General features: G+C 61.9%; 23 protein-coding genes. 12 read left to right on the forward strand and 11 right to left on the reverse strand.

Annotated features, from left to right (window positions below; all coding sequences use genetic code 11):
- Positions 1 to 121, forward strand: a 121-nt coding sequence (locus ACR30Z_RS06925) for an integrase core domain-containing protein (RefSeq protein ID WP_434372152.1), incomplete at its 5' end; no start/stop codon positions are given.
- Between the two features lie 32 nt (positions 122 to 153).
- Here ACR30Z_RS06925 and ACR30Z_RS06930 read toward each other — a convergent pair.
- The 5 genes from ACR30Z_RS06930 to ACR30Z_RS06950 form a co-directional block, all read right to left on the reverse strand.
- The gene (locus ACR30Z_RS06930) at positions 154 to 1,254 is read right to left on the reverse strand and encodes a lipoate--protein ligase family protein (protein ID WP_244296465.1); all 1,101 of its coding nucleotides are present in this window, start codon (positions 1,252 to 1,254) and stop codon (positions 154 to 156) included.
- Between the two features lie 85 nt (positions 1,255 to 1,339).
- Positions 1,340 to 1,597, reverse strand: a complete 258-nt coding sequence (locus ACR30Z_RS06935) for a type B 50S ribosomal protein L31 (RefSeq protein WP_017200906.1) — start codon at positions 1,595 to 1,597, stop codon at positions 1,340 to 1,342.
- A gap of 143 nt (positions 1,598 to 1,740) precedes the next feature.
- A complete protein-coding gene (locus ACR30Z_RS06940; protein WP_144648261.1) occupies positions 1,741 to 2,550 on the reverse strand; it encodes a TrmH family RNA methyltransferase in 810 nt (269 codons plus the stop codon).
- Between the two features lie 7 nt (positions 2,551 to 2,557).
- Entirely contained in the window at positions 2,558 to 3,343 is a 786-nt protein-coding gene (locus tag ACR30Z_RS06945; protein ID WP_144648260.1) for a sulfite exporter TauE/SafE family protein, read from the reverse strand.
- Positions 3,344 to 3,361: 18 nt separating this feature from the next.
- A complete protein-coding gene (locus tag ACR30Z_RS06950; protein WP_434371751.1) occupies positions 3,362 to 4,147 on the reverse strand; it encodes an ABC transporter ATP-binding protein in 786 nt (261 codons plus the stop codon).
- A 110-nt stretch (positions 4,148 to 4,257) separates the two neighbouring features.
- Here ACR30Z_RS06950 and serB point away from each other — a divergent pair, with 110 nt between their 5' ends.
- The 3 genes from serB (at position 4,258) to ACR30Z_RS06965 (ending at position 6,060) form a co-directional block, all read left to right on the forward strand.
- Positions 4,258 to 5,151, forward strand: a complete 894-nt coding sequence (gene serB / locus ACR30Z_RS06955; RefSeq protein WP_434371752.1) for a phosphoserine phosphatase SerB — start codon at positions 4,258 to 4,260, stop codon at positions 5,149 to 5,151.
- A 65-nt stretch (positions 5,152 to 5,216) separates the two neighbouring features.
- The gene (locus ACR30Z_RS06960; RefSeq protein ID WP_144648257.1) at positions 5,217 to 5,480 is read left to right on the forward strand and encodes a hypothetical protein; all 264 of its coding nucleotides are present in this window, start codon (positions 5,217 to 5,219) and stop codon (positions 5,478 to 5,480) included.
- Positions 5,481 to 5,637: 157 nt separating this feature from the next.
- Positions 5,638 to 6,060 (forward strand): hypothetical protein, encoded by a 423-nt coding sequence (locus ACR30Z_RS06965; RefSeq protein WP_306439357.1) that lies wholly within the window; start codon positions 5,638 to 5,640, stop codon positions 6,058 to 6,060.
- 58 nt (positions 6,061 to 6,118) lie between these two features.
- Here ACR30Z_RS06965 and ACR30Z_RS06970 read toward each other — a convergent pair whose 3' ends face one another.
- The 3 genes from ACR30Z_RS06970 to fabG all read right to left on the reverse strand — a co-directional run bounded on the left by ACR30Z_RS06970 (position 6,119) and on the right by fabG (position 9,528).
- The gene (locus tag ACR30Z_RS06970; protein ID WP_434371753.1) at positions 6,119 to 7,669 is read right to left on the reverse strand and encodes a sugar ABC transporter ATP-binding protein; all 1,551 of its coding nucleotides are present in this window, start codon (positions 7,667 to 7,669) and stop codon (positions 6,119 to 6,121) included.
- A 263-nt stretch (positions 7,670 to 7,932) separates the two neighbouring features.
- A complete protein-coding gene (locus ACR30Z_RS06975) occupies positions 7,933 to 8,685 on the reverse strand; it encodes an SDR family oxidoreductase (protein WP_434371754.1) in 753 nt (250 codons plus the stop codon).
- A gap of 117 nt (positions 8,686 to 8,802) precedes the next feature.
- Positions 8,803 to 9,528 (reverse strand): 3-oxoacyl-ACP reductase FabG, encoded by a 726-nt coding sequence (gene fabG / locus ACR30Z_RS06980; protein WP_434371756.1) that lies wholly within the window; start codon positions 9,526 to 9,528, stop codon positions 8,803 to 8,805.
- Between the two features lie 153 nt (positions 9,529 to 9,681).
- Between fabG and ACR30Z_RS06985 the strand changes: the two genes are divergently transcribed.
- From ACR30Z_RS06985 to ACR30Z_RS07000, 4 genes are read left to right on the forward strand one after another with little or no spacing between them, the layout of a single operon-like run.
- The gene (locus ACR30Z_RS06985) at positions 9,682 to 10,182 is read left to right on the forward strand and encodes a DUF3099 domain-containing protein (protein ID WP_144648253.1); all 501 of its coding nucleotides are present in this window, start codon (positions 9,682 to 9,684) and stop codon (positions 10,180 to 10,182) included.
- A complete protein-coding gene (locus ACR30Z_RS06990) occupies positions 10,179 to 10,451 on the forward strand; it encodes a hypothetical protein (RefSeq protein ID WP_144648252.1) in 273 nt (90 codons plus the stop codon). Before ACR30Z_RS06985 ends, ACR30Z_RS06990 begins: the two co-directional genes overlap by 4 nt.
- Complete coding sequence (locus tag ACR30Z_RS06995; RefSeq protein WP_434371758.1) at positions 10,452 to 11,318, forward strand: SURF1 family cytochrome oxidase biogenesis protein; 867 nt, start codon at positions 10,452 to 10,454, stop codon at positions 11,316 to 11,318.
- On the forward strand, positions 11,302 to 11,787 hold the full coding sequence (locus tag ACR30Z_RS07000) for a YbaK/EbsC family protein (RefSeq protein ID WP_434371760.1): 486 nt from the start codon (positions 11,302 to 11,304) through the stop codon (positions 11,785 to 11,787). The genes ACR30Z_RS06995 and ACR30Z_RS07000 overlap by 17 nt, the downstream gene beginning before the upstream one ends.
- 10 nt (positions 11,788 to 11,797) lie before the next feature.
- Here ACR30Z_RS07000 and ACR30Z_RS07005 read toward each other — a convergent pair whose 3' ends face one another.
- Entirely contained in the window at positions 11,798 to 13,396 is a 1,599-nt protein-coding gene (locus ACR30Z_RS07005; RefSeq protein WP_144648249.1) for an ABC-F family ATP-binding cassette domain-containing protein, read from the reverse strand.
- A 277-nt stretch (positions 13,397 to 13,673) separates the two neighbouring features.
- Here ACR30Z_RS07005 and ACR30Z_RS07010 point away from each other — a divergent pair, with 277 nt between their 5' ends.
- From ACR30Z_RS07010 to ACR30Z_RS07020, 3 genes are read left to right on the forward strand one after another with little or no spacing between them, the layout of a single operon-like run.
- Positions 13,674 to 14,306 carry a biotin transporter BioY gene (locus tag ACR30Z_RS07010; RefSeq protein WP_144648248.1) on the forward strand — a complete coding sequence of 211 codons (633 nt, stop codon included), beginning with the start codon at positions 13,674 to 13,676 and terminating at the stop codon, positions 14,304 to 14,306.
- Between the two features lie 18 nt (positions 14,307 to 14,324).
- Positions 14,325 to 15,062 carry an energy-coupling factor ABC transporter ATP-binding protein gene (locus ACR30Z_RS07015; protein ID WP_434371762.1) on the forward strand — a complete coding sequence of 246 codons (738 nt, stop codon included), beginning with the start codon at positions 14,325 to 14,327 and terminating at the stop codon, positions 15,060 to 15,062.
- A complete protein-coding gene (locus tag ACR30Z_RS07020) occupies positions 15,059 to 15,697 on the forward strand; it encodes an energy-coupling factor transporter transmembrane component T family protein (protein WP_144648246.1) in 639 nt (212 codons plus the stop codon). The genes ACR30Z_RS07015 and ACR30Z_RS07020 overlap by 4 nt, the downstream gene beginning before the upstream one ends.
- Here the strand turns inward: ACR30Z_RS07020 and ACR30Z_RS07025 are convergent.
- On the reverse strand, positions 15,694 to 16,914 hold the full coding sequence (locus ACR30Z_RS07025) for a thiolase family protein (RefSeq protein ID WP_434372153.1): 1,221 nt from the start codon (positions 16,912 to 16,914) through the stop codon (positions 15,694 to 15,696). The genes ACR30Z_RS07020 and ACR30Z_RS07025 overlap by 4 nt on opposite strands.
- Positions 16,889 to 18,280, reverse strand: coding sequence for a class I adenylate-forming enzyme family protein (locus ACR30Z_RS07030; protein WP_434371764.1), 1,392 nt, complete (start codon positions 18,278 to 18,280; stop codon positions 16,889 to 16,891). Before ACR30Z_RS07030 ends, ACR30Z_RS07025 begins: the two co-directional genes overlap by 26 nt.
- A 61-nt stretch (positions 18,281 to 18,341) precedes the next feature.
- On the opposite strand from ACR30Z_RS07030, the gene ypfJ reads away from it, so the two are divergent.
- A complete protein-coding gene (ypfJ, locus tag ACR30Z_RS07035) occupies positions 18,342 to 19,247 on the forward strand; it encodes a KPN_02809 family neutral zinc metallopeptidase (RefSeq protein ID WP_434371766.1) in 906 nt (301 codons plus the stop codon).
- Positions 19,248 to 19,266: the final 19 nt, after the last annotated feature.

Here is a 19,266-nt window from a genome sequence, read left to right on the forward strand (position 1 = left end):
TTCAGAGGCCGCACGCCAAGCCTGCTACCCGGACTTCATCGAGCACTACAATCAACGCAGGCCACACACCGCACTCAAAGGCGCCTCACCCATCAGCCGCGTCACCAACCAACCGGGATAGTACAGCTAGCTGCCGGCAGGTCGAAAGTGCACTTAGGGAACCCGGTTCAACCAATCCTCGGTGCCGAACTTCGAGTCCACCCGCTTCCGGGCTTCGTCCAGTTCTGCTTCAGTGAGCCGGGATTCCACCGCGCCATAACGCTCGGTGAAGACTTCCTGCATGGCGTGAAGGATGGCTGACCGGGCCAGTCCGGTCTGCCGGCGCAATGGATCCACGCGCTTCTTGGCGCTGCGTGTGCCCTTGTCAGAGAGCTTCTCCTTGCCGATTCGCAGGACGTCCACCATCTTGTCGGCATCGATGTCGTAGCTCATGGTCACGTGATGCAGCATGCCGCCGTTGGCCAGCCGCTTCTGCGCAGCCCCGCCAATCTTGCCTTGGTCCGTGGCGATGTCGTTGAGCGGTACGTAGAAGGCCGTGATGCCGAGCTTCTCAAGCGCGGCCATGACCCAGGCGTCCAGGAAGGCGTAGGAGTCCGCGAAGCTGATGCCGTCCACGAGCGTCTGCGGCAAGTACAGGGAGTAGGTGATGCAATTGCCAGCTTCCATGAACATGGCACCGCCACCACTGATCCGGCGAACCACTGTGATGCCATGGCGGGCTACACCCTCCGGATCCACTTCGTTCCGCACCGACTGGAAACTGCCGATCACCACGGAGGGTTCTTCCCAATCCCAGAAACGGAGAGTGGGATTGCGCCTGCCGCTCCCGACTTCCTCAGTGAGCACCTCGTCCAGCGCCACGTTCACTTGCGTGGGAAGTACCGTTGGCGGAATGACGTCCCACTGGTGGTCTGCCCAGCTGGTTGCTTTGGACAGCGCCCGGCGAACAGTGACTGCCACGGCTTCCGCGGAAAATCCGAACAGTACAGCCCCTTCGGGCAGGCGGGCTGTAACAGCCGCTGCGATATCGGCGGCCGAAGAGGCATCCGAAAGTCCGGTGAGGGCCCCGTTGATGTCCTCCAAAGCCTCATCGGGCTCCAAGAAGAAGTCGCCGCTCAGCGAGACGTTGGCGAACCGCCCCTCCACCACATCCAGGTCCACCACCACGAGTTTTCCGCCCGGGACTTTGTATTCCCCGTGCAGGCGAGTGCCGCCGTCGTGCATTTTTGTTTCTGGTTTGGGCTGGGAAGTCATGCTGTCCATCTTGCCGGAAAACGCAAAAGCCCGCATTGCCGGAATTCCAGCAATGCGGGCTTTGAAAGCCTTGGGGTGAAGTGGGTTACTTCTTGCCGCCGAAGCCCTTGAAGCGAGCGTTGAAGCGCTCGACGCGGCCAGCGGAGTCCATGATGCGCTGCTTGCCCGTGTAGAACGGGTGGGACTCCGAAGAGATTTCGACGTCGATAACCGGGTAGGTGTTTCCGTCTTCCCACTCGATGGTCTTCGAGGAAGACACGGTGGACTTGGTCAGGAACTGCGTACCGGAAGCCAGGTCGTTGAAAACAACAGCTTCGTACTTCGGGTGGATATCAGACTTCATAATGGGACCTTTTGTTCACGCAACTGGATTTTGCCAGCTGCCAGGTATGAATGGAGGTGGTCCGATTGCTGGAATGTGAAAATTTCAGCGGCCGGGCCAACAACCAATCATAGCGGAAACAGCCACCCGGCACGAACCGGGGATTATCCGCGCGGACGAAGCTCCCAGAACGCCACCGCGGACGCCGACGCGACGTTGAGCGAGTCAACACCGGCCCGCATCGGAATCTTGACTGCGAGGTCGACGGCGTTCAAGGTGTCGCTGCTCATGCCGGCACCTTCGGTGCCGAGAACCAGGGCAAGTTTCGGGTACCGTCTGGCGGCCAGCTCGTCCAAGTCAAGGGCATCATCGGTCAGCTCCATGGCAGCCACGGTAAAGCCTTGCTCCTTGAGGCGGTCCAAGTCATTGGGCCAGCTTTCCAACCGTGCCCACGGCACTTGGAAGACAGTTCCCATGCTGACGCGGACACTGCGCCTGTACAGTGGGTCACCACACCGCGGCGATACGAGGACGGCGTCCACTCCGAGCGCAGCAGCCGAACGGAAGATGGCGCCCACGTTGGTGTGGTCCACGATGTCCTCGAGCACGGCGACCCGCTGTGCGTTCACCAAGAGCTCCTCCAGCGGAACGGGAGCTGGCCGGTGCATGGCAGCCATCGCGCCGCGGTGGAGGTGGAAGCCAGTAATCTCCTCCAGCAAGGGCGCTTTGCCAATGAAGACAGGAACGTCGGGATAGGCCTGGAAGACATCGTCGAGGTCCTCCAGCCACTTCTCTGCAAGGAAAAAGGATCTGGGCTGGTGCCCCGCGGCAAGCGCCCTCCGGAGTACCCGGGAAGATTCGGCAATGTACATGCCTTCTTCGGGTTCACGGAGTTTGCGGAGATGTACGTCGGTGAGCGTGGTGTAGTCAGTGACGCGGGGATCGTCAGCCGACTCGAGGTAGTGGAAGGTCACCGGGAGATTATTTCAGCAGGTTGGCAATCATGAAGCCAAGGGCCACGATGCCGAGGGTGAAAATGACCGCCCTGAGGATTCGCGGCGAAAGCTTTCGGCCAACCCTTGAGCCCACAAGACCGCCGATGGTTGAGCTGACGGCAATGAGCAGGACCACAAGCCAGTTGATGCGGTCGAAGGCGAAGATCAGGTACGAGACGGCCGCCACCATGTTTACGCCCAGCACCAGGATGTTCTTCATGGCGTTGGCGTTTTGCATGGTTCCCGTGAGGAACACCCCGAGGATTCCTACCAGCAGGATGCCCTGGGCTGCCACGAAGTAACCGCCGTAGACGCCGGCAAGATACACCAGGGCCACCAGCAAAATGCCGTGGCTGCGATCCCGGATGGCATGTTCAGGGTTCTGTTCCCTGCTGCGCACCCACGCCTGCAGCTTCGGCTGGAAGAGGACCATCATCAGAGCCAGAACCAGCAGGACGGGCGCAACGTAGTGGAAGACTTTCTCCGGGAGATGCAGCAGCAGCCACGCACCGGTGATGCCGCCCAGCAACGACGCTGGCAGCAGCTTCATGAGTTGCCGACCCCTGCCGGCCAGTTCTCGGCGATAGCCCCAAGCCCCGGCAGCCGTTCCCGCGACGAGGCCCATCGCATTGCTCATGGACGCAACCACGGGAGTAATGCCGATGGCGATGAGAACGGGGAAAGTCACCAGCGTGCCGGAACCGACTACTGCGTTGATGGTGCCGGCCCACAAGCCCGCGAAAAAGACCAGGATGCTGCTAAGAATTTCCACTGTTGGCTACGATTTCGCTTAGCGGCGGGCAGTCGCAGTGTAGCGACCACCGTTTTCCGAGAGATCCAAGGCCAGGCCGAAGGTGGTGCTTAGATGTCCGTCGGTGAGGACTTCCTTGATGGGGCCGGCCGCAACCACTCCGCCTTCGCGGAGAAGCATGGCGTGAGTGAAGCCCGGCGGCACTTCCTCGAGGTGGTGGGTGACCAGCACCATGGCGGGTGCGGCTTCGTCGCTGGCAAGTTCGCCGAGCTTGTGGACGAGTTCTTCGCGACCACCGAGATCGAGGCCGGCCGCGGGCTCGTCCAGCAGAAGCAGTTCGGGGTCGGTCATGAGGGCGCGGGCAATCTGGACTCGCTTGCGCTCCCCCTCGGACAGTGTTGCGAAGGTGCGGTTAAGCAACGGCCCCATGCCCCAGTCGTTCAAGAGGCCGAAGGCGCGCCGTTCGTCGTCGCGCTCGTAACCCTCCCGCCAACGTCCGGTGACGCCATAGGCGGCGGTCACCACGACGTTCAGGACGTTTTCGTGCTCCGGGATCTGGGTGGCGAGGGCCGCCGAAGAAAGCCCGATGCGCGGGCGGAGTTCAAAGACATCCACACGGCCCAGCGTCTCGTCAAGGATTCCTGCCTTGCCGCTGCTCGGGTGCAAGCGAGCGGCTGCGATCTGGAGAAGCGTCGTCTTGCCGGCACCGTTGGGGCCCAGGATGACCCAACGTTCGCCTTCGTTGACCTCCCAGTCGACCTTGTCCAGCAGGGTCTTCTTGCCTCGGACAACGCTGACGGAAGCCAATTCCAGAACATCACTCATAGCAGTAGACACTAGGACAAAACTGCACATGACTGATAACTGATGTTTCTGCTCGGATATGAGTCGAAACAGTTTCGGGTGGCAGCAGCACCCTCAGTAGGATTGAGCCCATGACTTCGAACTTGGCTGCAGTCAGCTATGGCGTGAATTTGTCCCCCGGGTCCCTCGAGGGTGTGCGGAAGGTGCTTGCCGACGCCGGCGTTGCAGTGTCATCGGAATCACACGGTGGAGACGAGCGCTTCACAGTCCACACGGCCAACCTCACTTTGCCGGCGAACTCTGCCGTCGACCTCTTGTCCGTGCGGCGCTTGGTGGCCCAGTCCGCCGATGCAGGCGTGGATACGGCTATTGTTCCGGAGGACCTTCGCCAGGCCGCCCGGAAGCTCCTCATCATGGACGTGGACTCAACGCTCATCCAGCAGGAAGTGATCGAGCTGCTGGCAGGCCATGCCGGTAAGCGCGAAGAAGTTGCCGAGGTGACTGAGGCTGCCATGCGTGGCGAGCTGGACTTTGCCCAGAGCCTTCACGCCCGTGTGGCCGTCCTCGCGGGTTTGCCGACCGCCGTCATCGAATCCGTGCGTCACGAGGTGCGCCTTAGCCTTGGTGCGGCAGAACTGGTTGCGGCGTTCAAGGCGGCTGGCCACGTGGTGGCGGTGGTTTCCGGAGGGTTCAACCAGATCCTGGGTCCCATCGCAGAGGAGCTGGGCCTTGATTACTGGATTGCCAATGAGCTTGAGATTGTCGACGGCGCTCTCACTGGCAAGGTCCTCGGAGATGTCGTAGATCGTGCCGCCAAGGAAAAGTACCTGCGCCGGTGGGCAGCCGCAGAAGGCATCAGCCTGGAACACACCATTGCAGTAGGCGACGGTGCCAATGACCTCGACATGCTCGGGGCGGCCGGAATAGGCGTTGCCTTCAATGCAAAGCCAGCCGTTCGGGCAGTGGCTGACGCCGTCATCAACATGCCGTACCTTGACGCCGTGAGGCACATCGCCAACGTCTGATCCGCAGGGTAAGCACCTGCAGCCCCTTACCGGTCATCCGCTCTTGCTTGGTCGGATCCTTTCGCGTGCCCAAAACAACGGCGGCTCCACATGAGCGGCGTGCGGCAAGAACGCCGCGAAACAAGCAAATGGATTTCGTGACGCCAAATTCCAAACAATTTACTGAATCGAAATCATTTCCCTGCGCATTGTCCACGCTGGCATTCGATGTGTTAGATTTCGAATTCCAAGACGAAGCTGTGAAGCATGCGCTAATTCGGGATATAGGTACAGGGGCAAAGAGTGAACCATTCGCAGCGCACATGGAAATGGTGGAAGCGGCGCGATGAATTTGAGCCGGATGCCAATGGCTGGGCTGCAAACACAAGCCAGCAAACGCCTTTCCACGAAATGTTCCATGGCGAAGACTGGGACACGGAAGCATCCGCGGTAAATGCCGCCGTGCCTGAACATCTCCGCAATGCAAGCCCTTACCAGGGAGCCCGGATGGCCGACTTCACGGAGACCGTTGATGATGAAGAAGAAGAGGATGAATTCACCATGAGCTCACTGAATGAAGCTATCAAGCAATTGCTTTCCATCGAAGGCGCCACGGGTGCGGCCATTGTGGACTACACCAGCGGAATGGCCTTGGCGCAGGGCGGAAGCCCTGGATTTGACCTCGGCGTGGCTGCCGCCGGCAATTCGAACGTGGTCAGCGCGAAGCTCCGCACTATGGCCGACTTGAGCCTGGAGAGCGATATCGAGGACATCCTCATTACGCTGGGCTCCCAGTACCACCTGATCAACGTCCTGAATTCAGACGGATCCAAGGGCCTGTTTGTGTACCTGGTACTCGACCGAACCTATGCGAACCTGGCATTGGCCCGCCACAAGCTCAAGACCTTCGCGAAGGCCATTACCATCTGAACCAACAAGAGCAGGAAAAGTGAGAGGGGCGGCCATCCATGGCCGCCCCTCTGTTGGTTCATCGTAGGAGGGGGCCGGGCTCCTGGGCCTTCACGCGGCGGGCTTCGCTGCCCTTGGAATCGAACTTCTGACCCAACATGTGGTGAACCAGGACATCCTCGTTGGTATTTGCGTTTGCCTCGATGGTGACAAGTTCCCCTTCGCGCATCACACCGATACGGTGGCACCAGTTGACCAGTTCCGACATGTCCGAAGACAAGAGAATGATGGCCACGCCTGATTGACTGAGCTCGGTGAGCATCTTGTAGACAGTTTCCTTGGCCCCAATGTCGATGCCCCGACTGGGATGGCTCAGGATCAAGACGTCGCAGTCAGTGGACATCCATTTGGCAAGCTCCACCTTCTGCCGGTCGCCGCCGGACAGGGTGGTGATGCTGCCATGGATGTTGGTGGTTCTGATCCGCATGCGACGGACGAGTTCGATGACGGTCCGGAGCTGGGTGATCTCCGTGTGGAGATCCGCCAGCCCTGCATCGGATCCAGGGCGGAGGCCGTTCGCGATGCTGGCGTCGGTATCCACGGCGTCCGCAGCGTCTGACAAGTACCCGACCCGCAAACGGGCTGCATCCTCCAGGCTCTGGATCTGGACCGCTTGTCCGTTCAGGAGAATCTGCCCCGAACTGATCGGGTGAATGCCCACAAGTGCTTCGACCAACTGGTAGATGCCGGAGCGGTGTGTACCGGCCAGGCCGAAAATCTCGCCCTTTGCCACGCTGAACGTCACGTCCCGGACATTCTTGCCCGCATTGAGTTTCAGGACCCGCAGCGCCTCGTCGCCGCCTGCAGGACCGGCGGGCCGGGCGCTGTCCTCGAGTTCCTGCTGGAGCAGGAGGAAGGCAAGTTCGCCGACGTCGGTCCGGCTCGCTTCCAAGGTCTTGTGCACCCTGCCGTCCCGCAGGACGGCGATGCGATGCGCAATGGAACGGACCTCGTCCAAGCGGTGGGTGATGTAGATGATGGCCCTGCCCTGCCCGATCAGCATTCGCAGGACTTTGTGCAGGACGGCGACGTCGTGGTCCGGAAGCGACGCAGCAACTTCGTCCATGATCACGAGCTGGGCTTCCTCGGCCACCATCCGCAGGACTTCCACCAGGGCTTGCTCCGCGCGTATCAGCGTCCCCACCCTCACGTCCGGGTCCAGGGCGATTCCGATGTCCCGGATCAACGTGAGTGCTTGGTCGCGGAGTTCCAGGTGCGGTTTGTTGGCTTGAAACGTGCCTCGAAAAATTGCTTCGGCGACGGTCTGTTCAGGCAGGAGCCGGAAGTTCTGTGGGATGAGTCCCACGCCGCAGGCCTGTGCTTCCTCCACGGAATCCGGCCCGTACTTTTCACCGGCCAACATCAGTTGTCCGGAATCATGCTTGTGGGATCCGGACAGTACGTCCATCAAGGTCGTCTTGCCTGCACCATTGGTGCCGATCAACCCCAGGATTTCTCCTCGGTGCAACGAAAATCCAATGCCTTTGAGGATGTGCCGTTGATCATAAGACGCATGAATGCCATCTGCATGCAGTAACAGGTCCAAAGAAGCTCCTAGTTCGCAGTTCAATGCGTTCGAGGTGGGCTGGAGAAGCTGGAGTCGCGTGCCGCCCGGAACGTAATGCTGTGCTCAATTACGGATTGGGCGCCTTGCAGATTCAATCAGATGGAAACAGTTAACGCAAAAGCATATTAGTGAAACAGGGTTTCTGATTTCGTGACGCTAAATTCAATACTATTTATCAAATTGTCATCTATCAGGATTCGGGTGAGTGGCCCTATAAACAACAACGGCCCGGGACATTGTCCCGGGCCGTTGCAGAGGGCGAAGCGCTACTCGGCTGTTTTACCGAAGTAGTCGGCGCCTCCCACGTATTCCGTGTGACCGGATTCGACATCGGCGGTAACCATTTTGGCAACCTCGGCCGCGAACTCCTCAACGGAGTAGAGCTTGCCGGCTTCCGCGCGGCGAGTCTCGATGGCACCCGGGTTGGAGCGGTCAAGAAGCGTTGCCGTAACGGTGCCCTCGATCATGTCGCCGGAAACGACCACCAGTGAAATGCCTTTGTCCGCAAGATTGGGAAGCAAGGCGCGCAGTGCATCCTCGCCGGCACGCTTGCTCTTTGCCACGGGTTCGTACTCGGGCATGGTGGGAACGGTCTCTACGAAGTGCGCCTGGTGGCTGGTCACGAAGACAACCCGTGAGCCTTCGGGCATGAGCGGCACTGCGGCATTGAGCATGTTGATCTGGGCATCGCGGTTCAGTTTCAACGCGTACCCCTCCTCCATGCCGGACTCCATGCCGCCGGAGGCGTTAAGGACCAATACGTCGAGGGAACCGAATTCCTCCATGGCAGTGCTGGCCAGGGCGTGCACGCCTTCATCGGTGGTGAGGTCGGCGCCGACAGCAGCGGCACGGCCACCCGCTGCCTGGATTTCGGCCACTACCTTGTTGGCGCGCGGCGCCTTCTGGCGGTAGTTGACTACGACGGCGGCACCCTCGCCGGCGAGGATCTTGGCAACTTCGGCGCCGATTCCGCGGGAAGACCCCGTGACGATCGCGGTCTTGTTATCCAGCATTCCCATTCGTGCTCCTTTTGTTCACTTCATCCAAATTCCGTGGGCTCGGATTCCATCATGCCAGCGGCCGAGCCGAAATCCGTTGTTGACCCCGGACAAAAAACTGCTGTTGGGGCTAGTTTGCTAGTGGCCCATTCCGAGGCCGCCATCGACCGGAATCACCGCGCCGGAGATGTAGGCGGCCTCGTCGCTTGCAACCCAACGCACAACATCGGCAACCTCGGACGCCTCGGCGAAACGACCAGCGGGGACGTTGGCCAAGTAGGACTTCTGCGTGTCTTCGGGGAGTTCAGCAGTCATGTCCGTGTTGATGAATCCCGGAGCCACGACGTTGGCGGTGATGCCGCGGCTACCGAGCTCGCGGGTCAGGGAACGCGCAATGCCCACCATGCCGGCCTTGGAGGCGGAGTAGTTGATCTGGCCGGGAGCGCCATAGAGACCGGACACTGATGAGATAAGAACCACACGGCCCTTGCGCAGCCGGATCATGCCCTTGGACGCCCGCTTGATGACACGGAAAGCGCCGGTGAGGTTGGTGTCCAGGACTGAGGTGAAGTCGTCCTCACTCATGCGAAGCAGGAGAGTGTCCTTGGTGATACCCGCGTTCGCCACCAGCACTTCCACGGGACCGTGGGCCTCTTCAACGATCTTGAACGCTGCGTCAATCGATGCTTCATCCGTGACGTCGGCCTTCACGCCCAGGATGCCTTCAGGCAGTTCTGTTTCACTGCGGTAGGTGACAGCCACCCTGTCGCCATTGGCAAGGAATGACTCGGCGATGGCCAGACCGATGCCACGGTTGCCGCCCGTGATCAGGACGCTGCGACCGGTGGATACTGCTTCAGACATACTCTTGCTCCAGGTTCCGCGGCAGTCGATTGCCGCTGTGAAGGGGGATTTTCCTGTGTCGATCTTATCCGCCGCCTGCAGCAACCCGCGGGTAACCAGCCACCTGCGCGGTTTGGGCCGGTACAGCCTTGGTGAGAGAATTGAGAGAGGCCTTTGGAGCGTGATGATTCAGCTGTGACACCAGAAAGCAGTCCCCTGCAGCAAGTGCCCGGGGAACCGGACGCTGTTTCCAGCGACCCCGAAGTCCACAGCATCACCGATGCCGCTGCGGCCCACTCTGAGGACATGCGCGAACGCATGATCAAATATGCCGTTGCCATGGGCATCCGCATGGTCTGCATCATCCTGATCTTCGTGGTTGACGGCTGGTTCAAGATTATTGCCATCGCCGGGGCTGTCTTCCTTCCGTGGATTGCCGTGGTGATCGCCAACGGCAATGACAAAGCCGAAGACCACAGTGAGTCTTTGTTGGACTACGTTGCTGTCCCGGAAATCGAGGGCTCGGCCCAGCCTGACGACGATGAACGGGCTGAGGCACCCACGGTGCTCCAAGGCGAATTGGTGGATGACGAGCCAACAGGCAATCAAGCGGACCCGACTAAGGGCCACGCAAGCGAGGCCGGACACGCCGGCGATGAACGGGCGGCTTCATGAACATCTTTAACCTTGGCGGCGCAGGAATGGCCGGCCAGGAGTCCGAACGTGCCGCCGGTCCGGCGGTATGTTCGCGCAAGGGCTGCCGATCTGGGGCCCAATGGCAACTGCTGTGGAACAATCCGCGGATTCACACTCCGGAACGGCGCAAGGTCTGGCTTTCTTGTGGCGATCACCGCGAGTGGCTTGAGGATTACCTGCAGACGCGTGGCCTCTGGAAAGACACTGTGCCGTTCACGGACCACTCAACGGCGAACGAGGCTGGCTGAATGTATCGTTTCCTTTTCTCCAGCAAGTGGCTGGGGTACTTCGTTCTTGCTGTCATCTTCGCTACTGCCTGCGTGTTCCTGGGCCGTTGGCAAATGGACCGAAGGGCCGAGACCCTGGCCGAAATCAACCGCGTGGTCAGTAATTACTCCGCAACGCCTGTCCCCTACACAGAGATCAAAGGCCAATTCGACGCTTTGGACCCTGAGCGTGAATGGACGCAGGTCCAACTGCGCGGTTCCTACGACCTTGACGGTCAGCGGGTTGTCCGGAACCGGCCGCTGAACGGCCAGCCAGGTTACGACGTCGTGGTTCCTTTCCGCCTCACCACCGGTGAAGCGGTGGTGATTGACCGCGGTTGGTTACCGATCGGAAACAACACACCCGGCCACCCCGACGTCGTTCCGCCGCCTCCCAGAGGTGAGGTCACCGTGGTCGCCCGCCTCAAACCCGCAGAGCCCAAACTGGACCGCGGCGCAGTGGACGGCCAGCTCGCCTCCATTGACCTTGCCAGCTATGCCACCGAACTCCCCTACCCGATCGCCACGGGCGCGTATGGGCAGCTCGCCAGCGAAGATCCTGCCGTGCAGCCCATGCCCACACCGTTCCCCAAGCCGGCCACGGAAGAGGGAACACATCTCTCCTATTCCCTGCAGTGGTTCGCTTTTGGCGTCCTGATGTTCATCGGTTTCGGTTACGCGGCGCGGCAGCAGGCCCGCAATGCCGCCATTGACGCCGAAGACGAAGAGGACGAAGAGATCATCGCCGCCGGCGGCACGCCCAAACGCCGAACTCCTGCCCCCCGCAAGAACAAACGGCCAACGTCCGAAGAAGAGGAAGACGCGATCCTGGATGCACAAGGCTACTGAACCGGTTCCCGACCCCGTCCTCAACGTCAGGTCTGCCTTGGTGGCTGCCGGCGCGCAGGACACCGTTCGGATTTTCGCTGCCACAGTGCCTACAGCCGCCGCAGCTGCGTCGGAACTCGGCTGCAACGTAGCCGCAATCACTAACAGCTTGATCTTTGAGCTTGATGGCGAACCCCTGCTTATCCTCGCCAGCGGCGCAGCAAAGGTGGACACGGCACTGGTGGCCAATCAGCTGGGAACGGGGAAAATCCGCCGCGCCAAGCCAGAATTCGTGCTGGAACACACCGGCCAGGAAGTGGGTGGAGTTGCCCCCGTGGGCCACCCCCGCAGAATCCGGACCGTCCTGGACACGTCGCTGCAGGAACACCCAGTGCTGTGGGCTGGCGCGGGAGACCACAACTCGATGTTCTCGATCAGCTACGAAGAACTGGCACGCATCACGGGTGCGGAACCCTTGCAGGTTCGTTAGCCAGAGGCTCCTAGGCCAGGGTAATGAGGTCCAGGTAGTCCTCGTTCCAGTGGTCCTCCACACCGTCCGGGAGCAGCACCACACGCTCCGGGTTCAGTGCCGAGACGGCACCTTCATCGTGGCTGACCATGACAACGGCGCCGCTGTAGTTTTTGAGCGCGCCCAGGATCTCTGCACGGCTGGCAGGGTCCAGGTTGTTGGTGGGCTCATCAAGGAGCAGCACGTTGGCGCTTGAGGCCACGATCGTCGCTAGAGCCAGGCGCGTCTTTTCGCCGCCGGACAGGACGCCGGCAGGCTTGTCGACGTCGTCACCGGAAAACAGGAACGAGCCCAGGATTCCGCGCACTTCGGCGTCCTTCATGTCCGGGGCGGAAGACCGCATGTTTTCCAGGACAGTGCGATCGTGGTCCAGGGTTTCGTGTTCCTGGGCGTAGTAGCCAACCTTGAGGCCGTGGCCCGGAATGATGTCGCCGGTGTCCGGCTTGTCGACTCCTGCCAGCATCCGCAACAGGGTGGTCTTGCCTGCACCGTTGAGCCCCAGGATGACCACCTTGGAGCCGCGGTCGATGGCGAGGTCCACGTCTGTGAAGATCTCCAAGGATCCGTAGGACTTGCTCAGGCCCTCCGCGGTGAGCGGCGTCTTGCCACATGGTGACGGGTCCGGGAACCGCAGCGCGGCCACGCGATCATTCTCGCGGACAGCTTCCAGGCCGCCGAGGAGGCGTTCAGCCCGCTTGGCCATGTTCTGCGCCGCGACGGCCTTCGTAGCCTTGGCACGCATCTTGTTGGCTTGGTCGATGAGGACCTGGGCCTTTTTCTCAGCGTTGGCACGCTCACGCTTGCGGGCCCGCTCATCCGTCTCGCGCTGCTGGAGATAGCGCTTCCAGCCCATGTTGTAGTAGTCGATCTGGGCGCGGTTGGCGTCCAGGTGGTAGACCTTGTTGACCGTGGCTTCCAGCAGTTCCACGTCGTGGCTGATGACAATCAGCCCGCCCTGGTGGTCCTTGAGGAAGTCGCGCAGCCAGGTGATGGAATCGGCGTCGAGGTGGTTGGTTGGTTCGTCAAGCAGCAGCGTCTCAGCCGAAGAGTAGAGAATGCGGGCGAGCTCCACACGACGACGCTGACCACCGGAAAGGGTCTTCAGCGGCTGGTTGAGGATGCGCTCCGGCAGGGCAAGGTTGGAGGAGATCGCAGCGGCTTCGGCTTCTGCGGCGTAGCCGCCCCCAGCCAGGAACTCAGCTTCCAAGCGGTCGTAGCGGTTCATGGCCTTGCGCTGGACGGCTGCGTCCTCGCTGGCCATTTCCATCTGAGCCTTCTTGAGCTTCCCCACCACCACGTCCAGGCCACGTGCAGAAAGGATGCGGTCACGGGCGAGCTGTTCCATGTCCGGAGTGCGCGGGTCCTGCGGCAGGTACCCGATCTCGCCGCTTCGGGTTACCTTTCCACCAGCGGGAAGGCCTTCTCCTGCGAGGACGCGCGTGAGCGTGGTCTTGCCGGCACCGTTGCGGCCAACCAGCCCGATCTTGTCGCCTTTGTCCACCCTGAAGTTAACCTGGTCCATGAGCAGGCGTGCGCCGGCGCGGAGTTCGAGTTCCTGGACGGTAATCAATTCGGGTGATGCCTTTCAATGGGGAACGCCTGCGGGGACCGGTGGGTCCGATAAGTGCGGCGGGGGCGGCCGTGAGAACAGCCTGTTCAAGTCTACCGGCAGCATGGCCGCTGGCTGACATCGTCCCCGGACAGCGAAAACTGTGTCATCGACCAAAGATTGCTGCCCGTCCGTTGTGGAGAGGCTCCAAAAACCCGGTTCCAAGGCCTCCGTATCCTCAAAAGCAGGGGAAAAACACGCACTTCCATCGCTTCGCACCACACCTGATAGGACCGTCATGAGCAAGACTGACTCTGCCGCTGCTGCCGCTTCCACGTCGCAGCGCACCGCCGCCTCCCGAAAACGCTGGACCGCGACTGACCTCGGCCTCATTGCCGTGTTTGCGGCCCTTGTGGCCGCCTCCGCCATTGTGCCCGGCATTCCTGTAGGGGCGCTTGGGGTTCCGATTACCTTGGTGACCCTTACAGTGATGCTCAGCGGATTGGTCCTCGGCGCTGGGCGCGGCTTTGCCGCCGTCGGTCTTTATGTCCTCCTGGGCCTGGCAGGCTTGCCGATCTTCAGCGGCGGCCGCAGCGGCCTGGGTATCCTTGCCAGCCCTTCCGCCGGCTACATTATCGCGTTCCCCCTGGCCGCTGCCGCCACCGGTTACCTGGCCGGCGTCGTGATTCGCCGGACGGTCAGGAACCGCGGGCTGTGGCTCTTTGCCGCGACCATGGTCAGCAGCATCGTGATCGTCCACGGCCTGGGTGTCCTGGGGATGATGGTTAACGGCAAACTGGATTTCACCAAGGCGTTCATCGCAGATCTCGCCTTCTACCCGGGCGACATCATCAAGAACGTACTGGCCGTGGTGATTGCCTTGGCAATCCACAAGGCCTTCCCTGACGTCCTGGTACGTCGAGTCAAGTAAAGCGGGAACAACCAGTACATGAACCTCATCAGTTTCAGCAGGGTCTCGGTGCGGATCGCCGTCGACGGCCGGGACGCGCCCAAGACCCTGCTGCATGACTTCTCCCTGGAGTTGTCCGAGCGTCGCATCGGCGTGATTGGCGCCAACGGATCCGGGAAATCAACGCTTCTGCGCCTCCTGAATGGCTTAGTGGAACCGAGTGCCGGAACGGTGACCGTGGGTGGCGCCGACACGGTGACGGACGTCCGCCGTGTCCGGGGCAATGTGGGCTTCGTCTTCACCGATCCCCTGTCCCAGCTGGTCATGCCGACAGGGCGCGAGGACGTTGAGTTGTCGTTGCGTCGATCCGTGAAGAATTCGAAGGAACGTGCGGCCCGGGCCGAGTCCGTCCTGGATCGCTTTGGCCTGCTCCACCTTGCCGACCAAAGCATTTATGAGCTCTCTGGTGGCGAGCGGCAGTTACTGGCGCTGGCCGCCGTCCTGGCCGTGAATCCTGGAGTGTTGGTCCTGGACGAGCCTTCCACGCTGCTGGACCTCCGCAACCGCGAACTTCTGCGCCGAACACTTGCGGGATTGGACCAGCAGGTCATCATGTCCACGCACGACCTCGATCTGGCGCTGGACATGGATCGCGTCCTGGTGGTGGAGTCGGGCCGCATAGTGTTCGACGGCGGTGCAGCCGAGGGCGTTGCCCTTTACCGGGCGCTGTGCGCAGCTTCCCTGGGTGAACTGCCGCACGAAAGTGCTCCACGGTGAGGGGCCACGGCTTCCTGATTGCCAACTACGTACGCGGAGACTCGGTGATCCACCGCACTCCGCTCTGGCTGAAATTCCTGGTGGTGGTTGCCTGCGGAACGGCGTCGTTCCTGATCGTGGACTGGGCTGTGTCCCTGGCGATCTTCGCCGTCATGTGCGGGCTGTTCCTTCTCAGCGGTGCCGGCGTGCGGCGCCTCCTCAGGGCAATCTGGATGGTGGCGCCGATCCTCCTGGTCATCGGGCTCTTCCAGTGGTGGCAGCTGGGGGGACCGACGGCGGCCCGCATCGTAGTGAACATCCTGGTCTGCGTTGTGGCGGCCTCGGTGCTGACAGCAACAACACCGGTGCAGGACCTTCTGGACGGCGTGGTGTCGTTGGCCAAGCCCTTCCGCCGGCTCGGTGCCGACCCCGAGCGCTTCGCACTGACCATCGCAGTGATGCTGAGGAGCATTCCTTTCATCGCCGGCGCCTTCTCCGATGTCCGGGACTCAGCGCGTGCCCGCGGTCTGGAACGCAATCCCCGGGCGCTGGTCCTTCCTGTCTTCATCACCACTGTGGCCTACGCCCGGCAGACGGGCGACGCGTTGGCCGCCCGGGGGCTGGGCGAGGCTGAGGAAATCCCGGAGAAGAGCTAGAGCCTTGAATACCGCAGGAGGGCAGCAGTTCCCATGCCGCCGGCGATGCTGATCATCGCCAACCCGAGCGCCGACGCACCCGTTTCCTGGTACTTCCTGCGCGCTTGTGCGAACAGTCGCGTGACCAGGACGGCCCCCGAAGCTCCGTAGCCGTGGCCCAACGCCAGCGCTCCTCCTTCGAGGTTGGCCCTGGCAGGGTCCACGCCCAAATGCTCCAGGCATGCGATCGTCTGGGATGCGAAAGCCTCGTTGAATTCGATGAGGTCAACTTCATCAGCCACCAGGTTGCTCGACGACAGCAAGCGTTCGGCTGCGTAGGCGGCACCGATACCCAGCAGTTCCGGGTCCACTCCATGGGTGTCGCAGCCCAAAACGGTCAAGCCGTCTGCGGCACCCATGCTGCGTGCACGCTTCAGCGACGTGATGACGACCGCGGACGCCGCGTCGGCGTCGAAGCATGAGTTTGCTGCCGTGACCGTTCCACCGCGCACGAATGCAGCCGGGAACCTCGCCATCAGCGGCGCCCGCAGTGAAGGTTTGGGGCCGTCGTCGGTATCCACCAGTGTTCCATTGCTCGTGAGCGGAACGATCTCCTCCGAGAACTTCCCGGCAGCAGCGGCGTCCACTGCACGGCGATGGCTTCTGAGCGCGTACTCGTCCTGCCGCTGCCGGGTCACCCCAAAGTCCCTTGCCACGTTCTCCGCCGCCACACCCATGTCCGGGTCGCCGAACTCGGGTGGCACGAAGGTGGCCCGGGCGTAAAAGTCCAGGCCGCCGTCGTCGTTCCTGTGAGCGCGGGCCGGTGCCGAACTGATGCTTTCGACGCCGCCGGCCAGGTACAGGGGATCGCCGCCGGCCGCCACCAGCCGCGAGGCCAGGGCAATCGCGTCCAGCCCTGAGCCGCACTGGCGGTCCACAGTGAGCCCTGGAACGGTCATTGGCAAGCCGGCCTGGAGGGCGGCGTACCTGGCAAGGTTTCCTCCCCCACCCACGGCATTGCCGATGATGACATCATCCACTTCTACTGGGTCCATACCTGTGGACTCCAGCAGCGAACTCAACACTGGTGCCAGCAAGTCCGGCGCTCGGAACTGCTTCAGTTGCCCGTTGGCGCGACATATCGGTGACCGCAACGCGGCGATGATGACCGGCTGCCGGGATTCATCCGTGCCCCTGCCGGACGGATTGACGCTAGCCAAGAGGCTGCGCCCGCGCATCATGGTTCTTGATCCAATCGAGGAGCACCTTGCGGCTGACCTTGCCTCGGTCGGTCACGGGCAACTCCGACAATACGTAATACTGCAGCGGCCACTTGTCCCGTGCCAGCAGGCCATCAAGGCCCGTACGGAGCTGCGTAGCTGTCACGGCACCGTAGGCAGGCACGATTCCGGCGATCACTTTTTGACCGCGGAGATCGTCGGGCGCCCCGGCGGCGATCGCGAGCTCGATCCCGGGAACGGAGGCGATGGCGAGTTCAACCTCGTGCGGGTAGACGTTCTTTCCGGCCGTGATGATCATGTCCGAACGCCTGCCAAGGATGTGGAGGGTGCCATGGTCGAGGTAGCCCTGGTCCCCCACCGTGTACCAGCCATCGAGGCACCGCAACGCCTGCCCGTCATCGCCCCACAAGTAGCCGTTGCTGACCATACCGCTGCGCACGCTGATATTCCCATGGTCTCCATCGGGAAGCGGCCGGCCTGCATCGTCAAGGATGCTCAGTTCGACACCGGGAAACGGGGTTCCGATTCCTGTGCCGCCGGCGTCCAGCGGTTCACCCGCGGCAAGGCGGGTGCCGGAGACGAAACTCAGCTCCGAGGCGCCGTAGTACTCATAGATGGCGGCATGCGGCGCCCATCGGCGTGCCGCCTCCAAAGTCCGGGCGTCCAGCTTGGAACCCGCGCAAATGATGCTGCGGATACCGGAGGCATCGACATCGCCGGCGAGGCCCCGTTCACTGAGCAACCGGAGCATGGTGGGAGCCAGCACAAGGCGGGTGATGCCGTCATGGCTGATGGCTGCGTGGGCGTCACCAACATCGAAGAATGCCAGGGTGTGAAACGCGGCGCCGGCATACAGGCACTCCGAGAGGGCATAGAGGTTCAGGCTGGCGGAAAGCGGGCCAGGCGCCAGCGTACGGTCATCCTGCGCAAGCCCGAAAAACTCGATGGAGGCGTCAAAGGACACCTGCCACGAGCGGCGGGAGCGAGTGAAGGCTTTCGGCACGGAAGTGGTGCCGGAGGTGAGACCGATCAGGAAAGTGCTGGAAGTATCTCCATCCACGAGTTCTGTCCCGGTCGCAGAGGCGTTGTCCAGGAGGCGCGAAGCCACGTCCTCGATCATGGCGGCCGGCCATTGCGGGTCCAGGACGGCGCAGCGCCGCTCCCCTGCTACGGCGGCAGCATAGTGTGCGACGAAGCGGACGGAGTTTGGCTCAGCCAGCACCGTAGTGGCTCCGGCGGTTCCGAGCAGCGCTGCTGCGGCATCGCGGAGTTCCACCCAGGTGATTCGGCTGCTGCCAACAACGACGGCGGTGTCGTGGGGGCGCTCATCAGCCCAGAGTTGAAGTTTGTCCAGGAAAGGCATCCAACCAATTTTACGGCAGTGTCCAGCCTCCGGCACTAAAAGTGACGTCTATTCTGACTGTATGAGTTTCAACGATGGTGCGCAGCTTGACCCGTCCCAAGTAGAAGACCGACGCGGCGGTGGAATGGGCCGAGGGACCAAGATTGGTGGTGGCATCGGCGGCGGCATCGTGGTGCTTTTGCTGGTGCTGCTCGGGGTAAATCCGAACGTCCTGGGAGACTTGACGGGCGGCGGAAGCCAGCCACCCGCCGTCGAAAGTGGCGGTCCCGGCGCGGGAGGTATCCAGGAATGCCAGACGGGTGCCGATGCGGACAAGCGCCTGGATTGCCGGATCACAGGCACTGTGAACAGTCTCAATGCCTTCTGGCCCGATTACCTGGCCCAGTACAACGTGCAGTACTCGCGGCCGGGGACGGTCATCTTCGATACGGCCACGAACACAGGGTGCGGCCCAGCCACCGCGGCAGTGGGACCCTTTTACTGCCCGGCGGACGTCAAAGCCTATTTTGATCCGGGCTTCTTTGACGAGTTGGTGACCCGCTTCGGTTCATCGGGTGGGCCCTTGGCACAGGAATACGTGGTGGCCCATGAGTTTGGGCATCACGTACAGAACATCCTGGGGACCTTGGACCAGGCCCAGCAGGACCCACAGGGCCCGCAGTCCGGAGCAGTCCGGGTGGAGTTGCAGGCGGATTGCTTTGCCGGGCTGTGGGTTCGCCACGCCACAACGCAAACCGATGCCAGCGGCAGGCCCTTCCTGGATCCGCTCACCGAGCAGGACCTGCAGGATGCGCTCTCGGCCGCGTCCGCCGTCGGCGACGACCGGATCCAACAAGCAGCAACCGGAAGGGTCTCGCCCGAGTCGTGGACCCATGGCTCCAGCGAGCAACGGCAGAAATGGTTCTATCAGGGCTACACCACCGGCGACATCAACAAATGCGACACGTTCGGAGTGGCCACGCCCTAGGGCTGTGGTGTCATGAAAA

The sequence above is a fragment of the Paenarthrobacter sp. FR1 genome (assembly GCF_051106045.1).
Taxonomy (GTDB): Bacteria; Actinomycetota; Actinomycetes; order Actinomycetales; family Micrococcaceae; genus Arthrobacter; species Arthrobacter nitroguajacolicus_A.

Coding starts and splice junctions, on each gene's coding strand:
- ACR30Z_RS06930 (WP_244296465.1), bottom strand. CDS start 1,254: ATGACTTCCCAGCCCAAACCAGAAACAAAAATGCACGACGGCGGCACT.
- ACR30Z_RS06995 (WP_434371758.1), top strand. CDS start 10,452: ATGTATCGTTTCCTTTTCTCCAGCAAGTGGCTGGGGTACTTCGTTCTT.
- ACR30Z_RS06965 (WP_306439357.1), top strand. CDS start 5,638: ATGGCCGACTTCACGGAGACCGTTGATGATGAAGAAGAAGAGGATGAA.
- ACR30Z_RS07015 (WP_434371762.1), top strand. CDS start 14,325: ATGAACCTCATCAGTTTCAGCAGGGTCTCGGTGCGGATCGCCGTCGAC.
- ACR30Z_RS06935 (WP_017200906.1), bottom strand. CDS start 1,597: ATGAAGTCTGATATCCACCCGAAGTACGAAGCTGTTGTTTTCAACGAC.
- ACR30Z_RS07030 (WP_434371764.1), bottom strand. CDS start 18,280: ATGCCTTTCCTGGACAAACTTCAACTCTGGGCTGATGAGCGCCCCCAC.
- ACR30Z_RS06950 (WP_434371751.1), bottom strand. CDS start 4,147: ATGAGTGATGTTCTGGAATTGGCTTCCGTCAGCGTTGTCCGAGGCAAG.
- ypfJ (WP_434371766.1), top strand. CDS start 18,342: ATGAGTTTCAACGATGGTGCGCAGCTTGACCCGTCCCAAGTAGAAGAC.
- serB (WP_434371752.1), top strand. CDS start 4,258: ATGACTTCGAACTTGGCTGCAGTCAGCTATGGCGTGAATTTGTCCCCC.
- ACR30Z_RS06975 (WP_434371754.1), bottom strand. CDS start 8,685: ATGGGAATGCTGGATAACAAGACCGCGATCGTCACGGGGTCTTCCCGC.
- ACR30Z_RS06990 (WP_144648252.1), top strand. CDS start 10,179: ATGAACATCTTTAACCTTGGCGGCGCAGGAATGGCCGGCCAGGAGTCC.
- ACR30Z_RS07000 (WP_434371760.1), top strand. CDS start 11,302: ATGCACAAGGCTACTGAACCGGTTCCCGACCCCGTCCTCAACGTCAGG.
- ACR30Z_RS07025 (WP_434372153.1), bottom strand. CDS start 16,914: ATGCGCGGGCGCAGCCTCTTGGCTAGCGTCAATCCGTCCGGCAGGGGC.
- fabG (WP_434371756.1), bottom strand. CDS start 9,528: ATGTCTGAAGCAGTATCCACCGGTCGCAGCGTCCTGATCACGGGCGGC.
- ACR30Z_RS07010 (WP_144648248.1), top strand. CDS start 13,674: ATGAGCAAGACTGACTCTGCCGCTGCTGCCGCTTCCACGTCGCAGCGC.